16 protein-coding genes are annotated in these 13572 nt (G+C 67.6%); 7 read left to right on the forward strand and 9 right to left on the reverse strand.

The window, feature by feature from the left end; genetic code table 11:
* Positions 1 to 3 precede the first annotated feature (3 nt).
* Both HV798_RS16410 and HV798_RS16415 read left to right on the forward strand, forming a co-directional pair.
* Positions 4 to 1707, forward strand: a complete 1704-nt coding sequence (locus HV798_RS16410; RefSeq protein ID WP_175193231.1) for an ABC transporter ATP-binding protein — start codon at positions 4 to 6, stop codon at positions 1705 to 1707.
* 171 nt (positions 1708 to 1878) lie between these two features.
* The gene (locus HV798_RS16415; RefSeq protein WP_025139826.1) at positions 1879 to 2337 is read left to right on the forward strand and encodes a universal stress protein; all 459 of its coding nucleotides are present in this window, start codon (positions 1879 to 1881) and stop codon (positions 2335 to 2337) included.
* 12 nt (positions 2338 to 2349) lie between these two features.
* Here HV798_RS16415 and HV798_RS16420 read toward each other — a convergent pair whose 3' ends face one another.
* From HV798_RS16420 to HV798_RS16435, 4 genes are all read right to left on the reverse strand, one after another.
* A complete protein-coding gene (locus HV798_RS16420) occupies positions 2350 to 3366 on the reverse strand; it encodes a 2Fe-2S iron-sulfur cluster-binding protein (RefSeq protein ID WP_175193232.1) in 1017 nt (338 codons plus the stop codon).
* A 22-nt stretch (positions 3367 to 3388) separates the two neighbouring features.
* On the reverse strand, positions 3389 to 3868 hold the full coding sequence (locus HV798_RS16425; protein WP_025139828.1) for a GlcG/HbpS family heme-binding protein: 480 nt from the start codon (positions 3866 to 3868) through the stop codon (positions 3389 to 3391).
* Between the two features lie 23 nt (positions 3869 to 3891).
* Positions 3892 to 5352 carry an aldehyde dehydrogenase family protein gene (locus HV798_RS16430; protein ID WP_175193233.1) on the reverse strand — a complete coding sequence of 487 codons (1461 nt, stop codon included), beginning with the start codon at positions 5350 to 5352 and terminating at the stop codon, positions 3892 to 3894.
* Between the two features lie 157 nt (positions 5353 to 5509).
* The gene (locus tag HV798_RS16435; protein WP_175193234.1) at positions 5510 to 7042 is read right to left on the reverse strand and encodes a hypothetical protein; all 1533 of its coding nucleotides are present in this window, start codon (positions 7040 to 7042) and stop codon (positions 5510 to 5512) included.
* A 225-nt stretch (positions 7043 to 7267) separates the two neighbouring features.
* Between HV798_RS16435 and HV798_RS16440 the strand changes: the two genes are divergently transcribed.
* Together HV798_RS16440 and HV798_RS16445 are read left to right on the forward strand one after the other, a co-directional pair.
* Entirely contained in the window at positions 7268 to 8005 is a 738-nt protein-coding gene (locus tag HV798_RS16440) for a sulfite exporter TauE/SafE family protein (RefSeq protein ID WP_175193235.1), read from the forward strand.
* Positions 8006 to 8095: 90 nt separating this feature from the next.
* Positions 8096 to 8812: a GntR family transcriptional regulator gene (locus HV798_RS16445; RefSeq protein WP_175193339.1), complete on the forward strand. Its 717-nt coding sequence runs from the start codon at positions 8096 to 8098 to the stop codon at positions 8810 to 8812.
* A gap of 23 nt (positions 8813 to 8835) precedes the next feature.
* On the opposite strand, the gene HV798_RS16450 is transcribed toward HV798_RS16445, so the two are convergent.
* From HV798_RS16450 to HV798_RS16465, 4 genes are all read right to left on the reverse strand, one after another.
* Entirely contained in the window at positions 8836 to 9204 is a 369-nt protein-coding gene (locus HV798_RS16450) for a 2Fe-2S iron-sulfur cluster-binding protein (protein ID WP_175193236.1), read from the reverse strand.
* The gene (locus HV798_RS16455) at positions 9201 to 9536 is read right to left on the reverse strand and encodes a hypothetical protein (RefSeq protein ID WP_025139834.1); all 336 of its coding nucleotides are present in this window, start codon (positions 9534 to 9536) and stop codon (positions 9201 to 9203) included. The genes HV798_RS16450 and HV798_RS16455 overlap by 4 nt, the downstream gene beginning before the upstream one ends.
* 50 nt (positions 9537 to 9586) lie before the next feature.
* Positions 9587 to 9886: a 2Fe-2S iron-sulfur cluster-binding protein gene (locus tag HV798_RS16460; protein WP_025139835.1), complete on the reverse strand. Its 300-nt coding sequence runs from the start codon at positions 9884 to 9886 to the stop codon at positions 9587 to 9589.
* Between the two features lie 73 nt (positions 9887 to 9959).
* Positions 9960 to 10691: an iron-containing redox enzyme family protein gene (locus HV798_RS16465; RefSeq protein ID WP_025139836.1), complete on the reverse strand. Its 732-nt coding sequence runs from the start codon at positions 10689 to 10691 to the stop codon at positions 9960 to 9962.
* Between the two features lie 231 nt (positions 10692 to 10922).
* On the opposite strand from HV798_RS16465, the gene HV798_RS16470 reads away from it, so the two are divergent.
* Entirely contained in the window at positions 10923 to 11141 is a 219-nt protein-coding gene (locus tag HV798_RS16470; RefSeq protein WP_175193237.1) for a hypothetical protein, read from the forward strand.
* A 112-nt stretch (positions 11142 to 11253) separates the two neighbouring features.
* Here HV798_RS16470 and HV798_RS16475 read toward each other — a convergent pair whose 3' ends face one another.
* On the reverse strand, positions 11254 to 11649 hold the full coding sequence (locus tag HV798_RS16475) for a DUF2809 domain-containing protein (protein ID WP_369797721.1): 396 nt from the start codon (positions 11647 to 11649) through the stop codon (positions 11254 to 11256).
* 195 nt (positions 11650 to 11844) lie between these two features.
* Here HV798_RS16475 and sorA point away from each other — a divergent pair, with 195 nt between their 5' ends.
* Together sorA and sorB are read left to right on the forward strand one after the other, a co-directional pair.
* On the forward strand, positions 11845 to 13080 hold the full coding sequence (gene sorA, locus HV798_RS16480; RefSeq protein WP_175193238.1) for a SorA family sulfite dehydrogenase catalytic subunit: 1236 nt from the start codon (positions 11845 to 11847) through the stop codon (positions 13078 to 13080).
* Between the two features lie 10 nt (positions 13081 to 13090).
* The gene (gene sorB / locus HV798_RS16485) at positions 13091 to 13447 is read left to right on the forward strand and encodes a SorB family sulfite dehydrogenase c-type cytochrome subunit (RefSeq protein WP_025139840.1); all 357 of its coding nucleotides are present in this window, start codon (positions 13091 to 13093) and stop codon (positions 13445 to 13447) included.
* Positions 13448 to 13572 lie beyond the last annotated feature (125 nt).

Consider the following 13572-nt stretch of genomic DNA (forward strand, 5'->3'; position numbering starts at 1 on the left):
GCCATGAGCACACTGATCGACATCCAAGGGCTGAACGTGGCCTTTCCCGGCCACCAGGCCGTCGACAACCTGGACCTGCAGATCCGCGCCGGTGAAACGCTGGCGCTGGTGGGCGAGTCCGGCTGCGGCAAGTCCACCACCGCGCTGGCATTGCTGGGCCTGTTGCCGCGCCACGCCCGTGCCAGCGGCCGCATCCTGTTCGAAGGCCGCGACCTGCTGACCCTGCCGCCGCGCCAGCGCTGCGCGCTGCGCGGCGACCGCATCGCGATGATCTTCCAGGAACCCATGACCAGCCTGAACCCGGTGCTGACGCTGGGCGAACAGATCGGCGAAGCCCTGCGCCTGCATCGCGGCGCCACGGCCCGCGCCGCGCGCCAGCGCGCCATTGAGTTGCTGGACCTGGTGCGGGTGCCGGAGCCGCAGCGCCGGGTCGACGACTACCCGCACCTGTTGTCGGGCGGCCAGCGTCAGCGCGCCATGATCGCCGCCGCCATCGCCTGCGAGCCGGCGCTGCTGGTGGCCGACGAGCCCACCACGGCGCTGGACGTCACCGTGCAGGCGCAGATCCTGCGGCTGCTGGACGACCTGCGCGCCGACCTGGGCATGGGCTTGCTGCTGATCACGCATGACCTGGCCGTGGTGGGCGACTGGGCCGACCGCGTCGCCGTGATGGTGGCCGGCGAGAAGGTCGAGGAAGGCCTGGCGTCGACGCTGCTGTCGCAACCGCGCCATCCGTACACCCGCGGCCTGCTCGGCGCCTCGCTGCGGCTGGACGACGCCACCCACTATCGCCAGCGCCGCCTGCCGGAAATCCGCACGCGGCTGGACCCGGCATCCGGACGGCCCGTCTTCGGGCTGGTCACCCCGCCCCGCGTCGCGGCCGCCAACGACGCCGCCGTGCCCGACGCCGTGCCGCTGTTGCAGGTGCGCGACCTGCGGGTGGACTACCCGACCCGCCAGGGTGCCAAGACGGCCGTGGACGGCGTGTCGTTCCAGATCGAGCGGGGCGAAACGCTGGGCCTGGTGGGCGAATCCGGTTGCGGAAAATCGACGCTTTCTCGCACCCTGGTGCGCCTGCTGGCCCCCGCGGGCGGCCACATCCTGCTGCGTGGGCAGGACACCACCCATCTGGGAAAACGCGACCTGGCCGCCTACCGCCAGAGCGTGCAGATGATCTTCCAGGACCCCTACGCCTCGCTCAACCCGCGGCACACCGTGGCCGACATCCTGGAAGCCGCGCTGCGCATCCATCACGTCACCGACCGCCATGAGCGCCGCCGCCGCATCACCCACATGCTCGATGCCGTGGGCCTGCCGCAGGCCGCCCTGGCCCGCTACCCCAGCGAATTCTCGGGCGGCCAGCGCCAGCGCATCGGCATCGCCCGCGCACTGGTGCTGCGGCCGGCGCTGGTGATCTGCGACGAACCCGTATCGGCGCTGGACGTGTCGGTGCAGGCGCAGATCCTGAACCTGCTGGTGGACCTGAAGGCGGAATTCGGCCTGTCGTACCTGTTCATCTCGCACGACCTGTCGGTGGTGCACTACCTGGCCGACCGGGTGCTGGTCATGAATGCGGGCCGGATCGTCGAAGAAGGGCCCAACGCCACCCTGTGGCGCGACGCCCGCCACCCGTACACGCGCAGCCTGATCGAGGCCCTGCCGCGCGGGCTGGCCGGGGACGGCGAGACGCTGCGCCGCATCGCATAGCGGGCGCTGGCGGGGCCCGGCCAGGCGCCCGGCTGGGCGCGCCCGGCTAGGCGCCCAGCTCGGCGCCCCCCCCCCCACCTCCTCCCAACGCACTACTGGATTGCAGCCAGACGCAGGCCTATACTGAATTCACCCGTTGCTGGACCTTCCTTTTTTCAAAGGAGACGCAACATGTACAGGCATCTGCTCGTCGCCGTGGACGGCTCTCTCACGTCCGAATCGGCCTTCAAGCAAGCACTCGTTTTCGCCAAGGAAATGGGGGCTTCGATCACGATCCTGCGCGCCATTCCGGAAGACCACCTGCTGGTCTACCAGGCCGAAATGCTGGGCGCGCACCAGGCCCCGCCCACCGACCAGGCCCGCAAGAACGCCGCCGCGTATCTCGATGGCCTGGAAATGGAAGCGCGCCACGCCCTGGTGCCCTGCAGCACCGCGGTCGCCGTCAACGACCATCCCCACGAAGCCATCGTCGAAGCGTCGCTGCAGCATCATTGCGACCTGATCGTGATGGGTTCGCACGGGCGCCACGGCATGACGGGCTTTCTCTTGGGCAGCGAAACCCAGCGGGTGCTGGCGCGCACGAAGCTGCCGGTGCTGGTGTTCCGGCAAGACCGGCCGAAGGCCGCGTGAAGGATCAAGGGCTCAGGGGGTGGCGGCCGCCACCGCGGCATGCTGGAACGTGAAGCTGTCGGCATACACATGGTCCAGGCTGGCGCCGCGCTCGGCCAGCAGCGTCGTGGCTTCGCTGACCATGGCCGGGGCGCCGCACAGGTAGATGGCGTGTTCCGACAGGTCGGCATGGTCTTGCAGCACCGCCTGCTGGACATGGCCGCGGCGGCCCTGCCAGCCCGCCCCCGCGCGCGACAGCACGGGCACGAAGTTGAACTCGTACAGGCGCCCCGCCCAGCTTTCGATCTCGTCGCGCAAGTACAGGTCGGCTTCGGTGCGCATGCCCCAGTACAGCGTCACCGGCGGGCAGTCGTCGTTGTCCAGCAGCGATTCCAGGATGGCCTTGATCGGGGCAATGCCGGTGCCCGTCGCCAGCATGATCATCGGCCGCCAGTCTTCCTCGTGGTAGCTGAAGACGCCCAGCGGCGCCTCGATCTCCAGCGGCGCGCCGGCCTGCGCCTGGCCCAGCCAGTGGTCGGTATAGCGGCCGCCGGGGATGCGGCGCACATGAAAATCGACCAGGTTGCCGGCCGGCGCCGACGCCATCGAGAAACTGCGGGTTTCGCCGTCCGGCAGCAGCACATTCATGTACTGGCCCGGTGCGTAGTCCAGCGGCGTATCCGGCGGCAGCGCCAGCGTCAGGTGTATCACGTCATCGCACAGCGGCGCGATGCGATGCACCTGGGCGGGCAGGCGCCGCGGCTCGGCAAACGCGCGCCGGTCGGGCACGCTCAGGCTCAGGTCGCTCTGGGGCCGCGCCTGGCAGGCCAGCGCGTAGCCCTGGGCCGCCTCTTCCGGCGTCAACGCCATGGGGAACTCGTCGTAGGTCACCGTTCCCGCCTCCAGCTTCACGCGGCAGGTGCCGCAGCCGCCGAAGGTGCATTCGTGCGGCAGCTTCACCGCGGCGCGGGTGGCGGCGTCCAGCACGGATTCGCCTTCTTCCACCAGAAAGGTCTGCTCGGTTTCCAGGATATGCACGCGGTATGCCATGACGTCACCAGCCGGCTGTCGATTATTTCTTGATGTCGGCCTGCACCAGCACTTTCAGGCCGTGCGGCTCCAGCAGTTCGGCCAGCGCGGTCAACGCCGCCAGGCCGGCCTGGGTGTCCTGCTCGCCGTTGCCGCCGCTCAGGCCCACTCCGCCTATCACCTCGTCGTTGACCACGATGGGAAAACCGCCGACAAACGCGGCGAACTTGCCCTCGAAGCTCCATTGGATGCCGAAGGCCTCGTTGCCCGGCAACGCGGGGCCGTTGGGCGGCGTGGTGAACAAATGGGTCGAGCGTTTGTGGCCCGCGGCGGTAAAGGCCTTGTTCCAGGCGATCTGCGGGCCGGTGATGCGGGCGCCGTTCATGCGCTCCAGCGCTATCGGGTAGCCGCCGTCGTCGACGATGCACACCGATTCCAGCACGCCGATCTGTTCCGATCGAGCGATGGCCGCACGCACCATGGCGCGCGCTTCTTCCAGTTCCAGGCGATAGATCTGCTTCATGTCAGTGATTCCCAGGTTGGCCGTCAGCCGGCGCGGTAGACGGTCTTGATCTGCGTATAGAACTCCAGCCCGACGCGGCCCGACTCGCGGAACGTCGACGTACTGGAACTTTTCAGGCCGCCGAACGGCGCGTTGATGAGATTGCCGGTGGTGGTGCGGTTGATCTTCACCGTGCCGGCCTGGATGTCGCGGGCGAAGCGATGCGCATAACGCGCATCGGTCGTGGCGATGGCGGCCGACAGGCCGTATTCCGTGTCGTTGGCGCAGGCGATAGCCTCGTCGTAGCCGTCCACCGCAATCAGGGCCAGCACCGGGCCGAAGATTTCCTCGCGGGCGATCCGCATCTGCTGCGTCACGTCGGTAAACAGGGCCGGCGTGACGTAGTAGCCGCGGTCAAAGCCCTCGCCGGTCAGGCGATCGCCGCCCAGCAGATGGGTGGCTTCCTGCTTGCCCACCGCCACGTAGCTCAGCACCGTGTCCAGCTGCTTCTGCGTGGCCAGCGGACCCAGGTCGAAATTGCCGTCCAGGCCATTGCCGATGGTCAGCGCCTTCATCCTTGCCAGCAGCTTGTCGGTAAAGGCCGGCAGCACTTTGCGATCGACCAGCAGGCGACTGGTGCCGGTGCACGCCTGGCCCGACAGCGAAAAGCCGCCTTTCACGGCCAGATCCACTGCGCGGTCCAGGTCGGCATCGGCCAGCACGATCAATGGGTTCTTGCCGCCCAGCTCCATCTGCGTGCGCGTGGTCAGGCCCGCGCCGCGGTGGATCTGCTCGCCCGCGGCGGTCGACCCGGTGAACGAAATCGCGCGCACGGCCGGCGCGGTGGTGATGGATGCCCCCACTTTGGACGCCGGCCCGATGACCAGATTCAGCACGCCCGCAGGCAGCCCGGCCTGCACGAAGGCTTCGGCCAGCCGGTAACCCGACAGCGGCGCGTCCGACGACGGCTTGAAGACCACCGTATTGCCGCTGATCAGCGCCGGGGCGATCTTGCGCGCCGGAATCGAGATCGGGAAGTTCCACGGCGAAATGACCGTCACCACGCCCAGCGGCTCGCGCTGGCTGTAGACCACCATGTCCGGATCGTCGTTGACGAAGGTCTCACCGGTGAACGACTGCCCTTCCACCGCGTAGAAGCGGATGGTCTGGGCCGACCGCAGCACTTCGTCGCGCGCCAGCGCCAGGCCCTTGCCTTCTTCGCGGGTCAGTTCCCGCGCCACGCTGTCGGCGTGGTCTTCCAGGTATTGGGCGGCGCGAAACAGAATGGCCGCGCGCTTGGAGATCGGCGTGTCGCGCCACGCGGCAAACGCCGCCTGCGCGGCGGCCACCGCCCGGGCGCCGTCGGTCGCGTCCGACAGCGGAAACCGCCCCACCACGTCCGTCGTGTCGGCGGGATTGAAGTTGGGGGCCGTGGCGCCCGAGGCGCAAGGCACCCATTCACCGCCAATATGGTTCTGGAATTCCTGCTGCGAAAGATCGTCCACGGGTGTCCTTCCTTTGCCGGGCTGGCCGGAGTGCCCGGAAATCGGCCGTCTGAGGTAATTTCTGAACATTGTATACTTTAATCTAAATCGTTCGATCCACGTAAACCCGAAGGCGGCCGCCCCGGGTGGCCATACCCGGACGGCCGCTCACCCTCGTTCACTGCCAGATCAGGACGGCGCAGATGGTGGACACGAACAGCGCCAGCAGCACCGGCACGAGCAGCGCCCGCACCAGCGACAGCACGTGCACCCGAGCAAACCCCGCCACGGCGATCAGCGACGACCAGGCGATCAGCGTGCCGCCCCCGGTCCAGACCGCGCCCATCTGGCCCACTGCGGCCAGCGTGGCCGGGTCCACCCCCACCACCGGGCCCAGCGCGCCGGACAAGGTGCCCGTCAGGGGCAGACCGGCGAAACCCGAGCCGTCGATGCCGGTGATCATGCCCACCAGCAGCACGCCGAAGGCGACCAGGAAGTGGTTTTCGGGAATCAGGTGCTGGGCCGCCGAGATCACCTCGAACAGCAGGCCCGGCGCCTGCGCCTGGGGCATGCCCAGGATCTGGGCCGCAGTCTCATTGGCGCCCACGAAGAAAAAGCCCGCGATCGGCAGCACCGAGCCCATGGCTTTGAAAGCGAACACGAAGCCGTCGGTGACGTGCTCGGGGCATACGTCCAGCATCTTGCGCGGGCCTTCGGCGGCCAGCGTCACGAACATCATCACCACGAAGGCCACGCCGCCCACCAGCGCCGCCGCGTCGCCGCCGCGCAGGGCCGGCAGGCCGGGAACCAGCCGCGGCACGACCATCACGGCAATCACGCCCAGGAACGCCAGCGGCGTCACCACCGCGAACACGCGCGACCAGCGCACACGCCGCCGTTCGGCCTCGTCCAGCCCCGGGCCACGCGGCAGCGTGGGGTTGGCGCCCATGGTGCCGCGGGCCAGTTCCGCCTTGTCGAACGAGCCGGAGTGCTCGATCTCGGCCAGGCTGCCGTCCTGCGCGCGGGCCTGCCAGGCCGGCAGCAGCGCCGGGTCGGCCGCCACGATGTGCTTGCGGATCAGCAGATAGGCAGCGGTCAGCGCCACCGCGCCGGTGATCAAGGACAGCACCAGCGCGCGGTCTGCCACGACCGCCGCGCTGACCGCCGCGCCCGCCGCCTTGGCGCTGATGCCCGGCGCTACGCCGATGACGTAGTCCGACGACAGCGCCATGCCCTGCCCGGCAATGGCGATCGCCATCGCGCCCGCCAGGGGCGGCAGGCCCGCCGCGATGGCCGCGGGCAGCAGGATGGCCGACACCAGCGGTACCGCCGGCGTGGGCCAGAAGAACAGCGAGATCACATAGGTACAGAGCGCCAGGATGATGAACGACGAGTGCCCGCCCCGCATCACCCGCCGGAACGGCTGCACCATGCGCACATCCGCCTGCAGCGTCTTGAGCGCATTGAGCAGCGCGGTCATGAAGGTGATGACCAGAAAGATGTTGAATAGCTCTTTGGCCGCCACGAAGCTGGCCGAAAAAATGCCGATCAGCCCGCTGATCGGGTTGCCCGTGATGGCCAGCACCACCAGAAAAGTACCGATCACCGACGGCACCACCACATTGGCCCGCAGGATCATCGTCAGGATGATGGCGGCCACACTGGCCAGGTACACCCAGTGAGCGGCGTTGAGCACGACGTCCGATTGCATGCGTGATTCCCCTTGTCGACGTGGCTGTTAAGTCGCCACGTCGGTATACTATATTTAGTTTGAAGCCATACCCATCGAAATATGCAGGGCCTAGGGAAACCGATAATTCTGAAAACTTCTTGAATATCCCAGGAAAATCAGGGTACTAACTGGTGCATCGCGCCCAGTTATGGTGCATCATGAAAAAACGCTTAGACTACCGTATACATAAATAGGCCCTCAGGCATGGCATCCTTCGTCCCGGATTTCTGGCACTACGCGGCCATGGCGGTCGTGGTGTTCGGGGCCGCGCTGGCCCAGGGGGTAGGCGGCATCGGCTTCGCCATGTTCGCCGCGCCGGTCGCGGCGCTGTGCTTTCCTCAGCTGGCGCCCGGCCCATTGCTGACATTGGGCGGCTTCATTTCCCTTCTGACCGCCCTGCGCGAACGCGCCGCCATCGACTGGCGCGCGGTGGGCTATGCCCTGACGGGCCGCGCCGCCGGCACGTTGATCGCCATCTACGCCATGGCCCGCTTTTCGGCCCAGGCGCTGGGCCTGCTTTTTGCCGTGATGATCCTGGCTGCCGTCGCGCTCAGCCTGGCCGGCCTGCGCTTTGCCGCCACGCCGGGCCGCGTCTCGGGCGCCGGCGTGGCCTCGGGCATCATGGGCACCATGACCTCGGTAGGCGCCCCGCCCATCGCCATCGTGCTGCAGCATGCCGAGCCCGCGCGGCTGCGCGCCACGCTGGGCATGGTCTTATTTCTAGGGTCCATCTTCTCGCTGGCCATGCTGGCGCTGGCCAATCGCTACACCGGTTACCACGCCGGGCTGGCGCTCAGCCTGGCGCCCTTCCTGCTGGCCGGCTTTGCCGTTTCCAGCCGCTTGCGCCAACTTCTGCCCCCGCGCGCCGTGCGCGGCGTGCTGCTGGGCGCCTGCGCCCTGGGCGCTGTCGGCGTCATCGCCAAGGCCCTGTGGATGGGTTGACGCCGCCGGCCCTCATCACCGCCACACCGCCCGCTGATACAACCCGGTAATACAATGAAGACTGTATCCATTCCACCCACCCCGCTCGCCATGACCACCATGCCCGTCAGCCCGCAAGCCGTAGACACGCAGCCTTCCGCCCCGCTGAAGATCGGCGAGCAGCATCCGCAGTTGTTCGCGGTCATTCGCGACAAGCTGCGCGAGCGCATTCTCAGCGGCGAATTCACGCCGGGCGATCGCCTGGTCGAAGGCCGCCTGTCCGAAGAAATGGGGGTGTCGCGCATCCCGGTGCGCGAAGCTTTGCGGGCGCTGGCCGCCGAAGGGCTGGTCACCATCGAGCCGCGCCGCGGGGCGTCCGTGTCGGTGCTGTCCGACGCGGTGGCCTACGACATGGTCGAAGTGCGTGCCACGCTCGAAGGCCTGAACGCCAAGCTGGCGGCGCAGCGCCGCGACGACAAGACCGTAGAACGCCTGCAGGCCTTCCTGCGCGAAGGCACCGAGGCCGCGCGCAGCGAACAGCTGGACAAGTTCCTGGCGCTGAATTCGCAGTTCCACGAAATGCTGGCCACCATCGGCGGCAACGTGGTGCTGACCGACCTGATGCGATCCTTGCGCGACCGCACCGCGCTGCTGTTCGCGCCCAGCAACATGCACCGCGCCAAGCAGAACTGGGACGAACACTCGCAGATCCTGAACGCCGTCATCGCCGGCAACGGCGACCTGGCCGCCCTGCTGGCCAGCCAGCACGTGCACAACGCCGCCAAGGCCTACACCGAAACGCGCCAGGCGCACTCGTCGGCCGCCTGAGCGGCCGGCGCGTCATTCCGCGATCACGAGTCCGCCTGCGCGGCGGGCTCTGCGGCAGCAGGCGCACTGGCCACGGCCTGCACCACGCCCTTGCCGTTCTGCACCACCCACGACACGGCCACGTCGCCCAGCACGAAGGTCTGGCACGCCATGCGGTAGCCGGCCTCGAAATCCTCGGGCCGCAGATGCTTGCGTTCCTTGGGCTTGATGGCGTCGGTATTTTCCAGCCCCTGTTCGATGCGGCATTTGCAGGTGCCGCACAGCCCCCCGCCGCACTTGAACGGAATGCCGCCGCGCTCCTTGAGCGACACGCGCAGCAGATTGCTGTTTTCGGGTGCGGTGACGACCTTGCCGCCGTTCGAAAGAAAAGTGATATTGACCATGCTGCTCAATGCTCCGCGGCGACGGGATGGGCGCGTCGCGTCAAAGTGGTGTCGCTGCTGCCGAATCGCGTCAGGTGATCCAGCTCGCGGCGCGCGGCCTCGATCGAGGCGAAGTGATCCAGGAATTTGGACGGCACGCGGTTCACGACATACGGCGGCGTCTCTTCGGTGACGACCAGCCGGGTCGGTCCGGCCAGCCGCGCAATGCTGAACACCGCGCGCGTTCGGCCGCCGCAGGTGTAGTCGTAGGTTTCGATGATCTCGGCGCCCTCGCCCGCTTCGGTGCGGAACACGCCGGGCTTGGTCGTCAGGATCACATAGGGCGCATCGCCTGGATTCATGCGGGCTTCCTGGTGGGGGTCGGTCGGGTCTGGGGCCACGGCAAAAGGCCCTAGCCTTCCGTGTCCTGCGCCAGTTCGACGTCGTGGCCGATCCACAGCTGGCAGACCAGCCGGTAGCCGTCGTCGACACGATCGCCCAGCTGCTTTTTTTCTTTCCAGTTCACAGGTGGCAGGTGCTCGGCCCCGGACAGGACGCGGCAGGCGCATTTGGCGCACTTGCCCATGCCGCACTCGTAGCGCAGGTGCGGAAAGGGAAACTGCCGGATGCCGGCGCGCACGACCAGATTGGTGTTGTCCTGCACCACGCCGGTGTAGGTCTGGCCGCCTTTGTGGAATACAACGGTGGGCATGGATCGGGGGTTCCGTGTCAGTGGCCGCAGCAGCGCCCGCGCGGGCTGCGCAGGCGCCGCCATGGCCAGGGAATCAGGCGGCCAGGCCCAGCTCGGGCAGCGCCACTTCCTGCTGCACGTAATCGGTGTAGAGCGCCGTGGTGTACAGCAACCGCATCTGCGCGCCGATTTCGCAGATCTTCAGGCAGCGCTGTTGCAGGTCTACCGTGTTGGCGTGCTCCAGCACGATCTGGTAGCCGCGTTCGCCGTGGATCTCGTCGGACACGATGTGCAGGTCGAAGAACTCGACCTCTTCGTCGGTAAAGCCGTACTTCTCGCGCAGGGTCGGCGTCTGCTTGCGATAGATGGACGGCACCTGCGATTCCAGGCCCACCACCAGGCCGGCCACGGCCACGATGGGGTCTTCGCGCATGGCCACGGCGTAGCACCAGCTTTGCAGCGCCCGCGTGGTGGGCGACATGTTGTCGGGGTTGGTCACGCGTTCGCGCGTGGTGCCGCAGGCTTCGGCAAAGCGGATCAGCAGGTCGGTGTGGCGGTCACCGCCGATTTCCTCTTCGTACATGTTCGCCAGGAGGAAATCCTTGGCTTCCGTGTAGGTGTCCGGCGTGCGGGCGTACAGGTAGCCCAGGTAGTCGGCGAAGGGGCCGACGTAGTGGTAGTGGTTTTCGGCCCAGCGTTGCAGATGCTGGCGGCTGAGCTTGCCTTCGGCCCAGGCAATGGAAAAGGGCGAAGCGTTGGCGCTTTTGCCCTTGATCGCGTTTTCCAACGCGCTACGAAATTCATCTCGGTTCATCAGTTCTGCCATGACGCGCTCCAGGTCCTATGGGGGAGGGGGGCCGGCCGGTTGCTGCTCTTGGCCGATGATGAACATTGTATACCGTCTACCGTTTTAGTCGCCTAGGGTATTCCCGTCCGCCTTAATCGATTAAGGGGACCGACCCTCTGTTATCAAGGACTTGCGGCCTTCTTACCGGGTTGATCAAAGCGTGCGCAGAGCGGTACAATGAATACACTTTCAATGCAATACGGAAATACCATGACGAACCGCCATCCCCTCGGAGACGCCCCGATCGGCCAGCAGCTGCTGGCCCACTACGCCCGCCGCGACGCCGTGCGCCACGCCACGCCCCTGCTGCCCAAGTCCTGGTCGGAATGCTTCGCGCCGCTGCGCAACGAACGGCTGCAGCCCCTGGCCGCGTCCACGGGCCAGAAAAACAAAGGGCGCAATGACGCGCCGGTGGCGCAGGCGGGCTGAACCGCCTGATGCGTGTGGTGAAACGCTTGGCGCAAAGCGCCTGGGATGAAGCGCGACAGTTGGCCCGCCCTGCACGAAGCAGGCAGGCCAGGCGGCCCCCCTCTCAGGCGTGCTATGCCGCTTGCCGCTGCCAGCGCCGCTTGATCCCGGCCAACAGCAGCACCAGGAAAAATCCCAGCGTGTAGGCCAGCATGTCCCACCAGTCGGGCACGCTGCCCAGAACGATGCGCAGCACCGGCTGCTCGATCCGCCAGCCCAGGTAGCGGGCCAGGTACTGGCCGAATTCCACCGCATAGCCGGTCAGCAGCGCCGCCACCGCCAGAGGCAGCACGCCCGCGCGGATGAAGCTGCGATACACCAGATAGGCCCACCCCACGGCCACCACATCCCCCACGAAACCGCGCAACAGCGGGTAGGGCCTGCCCAGGGTGGCGATCAGCACCTCCAGCAGGGTCACGGCCAGCAGGGCGACAAAGGCGGATCGGTTGAAGGTCAGTAGTCTCATCATGTGGCCACGGGCGGTGCCTGCGCGGGCGGCGGGCTTGCCGGCGCCCGCAGGGGCATATCGTGCGAAAAATTCGGTTATTGGAACGGCGAACGTGACAATTCAGGTGCTGTTCACCCCGTTGTCAGCCCGTCAGGCGTAGCCTGATCCGACCGCGCCGCGAGGGGCAGGGTACTAGAAAACAACGAGGAGACAAGCATGAGCACATTCGATCCGGATGGGCGCCGGCGCTTCCTGCGTCAAGCCTGTACCGTGGGCGCCGCCGGCACGCTGGCCGGCCACGCCCTGACCAGCCTGGCCGCCCCGGCCACCGTCACGTTGCCGTTCGCCAACGGCGAGCGCGACCTGATCGCCTACCCCCAGAAGCGCCCCCTGATCCGCCAGACCTCGCGGCCGCCGCAACTGGAAACCCCATTCGCGGTGTTCAACGACGGCGTCATCACGCCCAACGACGCGTTCTTCGTGCGCTACCACCTGGGCAACATCCCCACTGCCATCGACCCGGCCACCTACCGGCTGCGCGTCAGCGGCAAGGTCGGCACGCCGCTGGAACTGTCGCTGGCCGACCTGAAGCAGCAGTTCGGCGCCCCGGTCGAACTGGTGGCCGTCACCCAATGCTCCGGCAACAGCCGCGGCTTTTTCGAGCCCCGCGTAGGCGGCGGACAATTGGCCAACGGCGCCATGGGCAACGCCCGCTGGCTGGGCATTCCGCTCAAGCGCATCCTGGAAAAGGCCGGTATCCAGGCCGGCGCCCGCCAGGTCACTTTCGAAGGGCTAGACCGCCCCGTCTTGCCCGGCACGCCCGAATTCGTCAAGGCGCTGGACGCGGCCCACGCGCTGGATGGCGAGGTCATGCTGGCCTACGCCATGAACGGCGCCGACCTGCCCATGCTCAACGGCTATCCCGTGCGGCTGGTGGTGCCGGGCCACTACGGCACCTACTGGGTCAAGCATCTGGCCGACATCAAGGTGCTGGACACCGAGTTCGACGGCTTCTGGATGCAGAAGGCCTACCGCATCCCCGACAACGACTGCGCCTGTACTCCCGTGGGCAAGGCGCCGGAGAAAACCCGCCCCATCGGCCGCTACAACGTGCGCAGCTTCATCACCAGCCTGGCCGACGGCGCCCGCGTGGCGCGCGGGCGGCCGGTATCGGTGCGCGGCATTGCCTTTGACGGCGGCCATGGCATCCGCGAGGTGCAGTTCTCGGCCGACGACGGCAAGACCTGGCGCGCCGCCAGACTGGGCCAGGACCTGGGGCGCTATTCCTTCCGCGAGTGGCACGCCGAGTTCACGCCCGACAAGGCCGGCGCCTATGCCCTGAAAGTGCGCGCCACCAACATGGCTGGAGAAACCCAGCCGCTGGACCCGCTCTGGAACCCGTCCGGCTACATGCGCAACGTGGTCGAAACCGTGCGCGTCGACGCCGCGTAAGGAGCCCGCCATGACCCGATCCCCCACCCCCGCTTGCCCCATCCGCCTGGCTGGCCTGCTCCTGACGCTGGCCGCCGCCTGTGCCGCCGCGCCTGCCGTTGCCCTGGACATCCAGCTGCCCACCGAGACCGCCACCCTGCATCCCGGCACCGGCCCCGGCGCCCAAAGCGCCGCCCTGTGCCTGATGTGCCACTCGGTCGACTACCTGTCGTCGCAACCGCCCATGCCGATCGGCTTCTGGGACGCCGAGGTCAAGAAGATGGTCGGCACCTACGGCGCCCCCATCCCGGCCGACCAGGTGCCGCTGATCGTGCAATACCTGAACCAGGCCTACCCGCCGCCCCCGGCGGCGTCCGCCAAGCCCTGAGCCTGCCCCCGACGCCGCGCCGCCCCTTGCGGGCGGCGTCGCAATCCCTCACATTGCGGCCATTGCCTCGACTTAACCGGGACCCCTATTAGGCGTACCATTGGACGGCCCCCGCCCGCCGTTCC

The sequence above is a fragment of the Achromobacter deleyi genome (assembly GCF_902859705.1).
Taxonomy (GTDB): Bacteria; Pseudomonadota; Gammaproteobacteria; order Burkholderiales; family Burkholderiaceae_B; genus Achromobacter; species Achromobacter deleyi.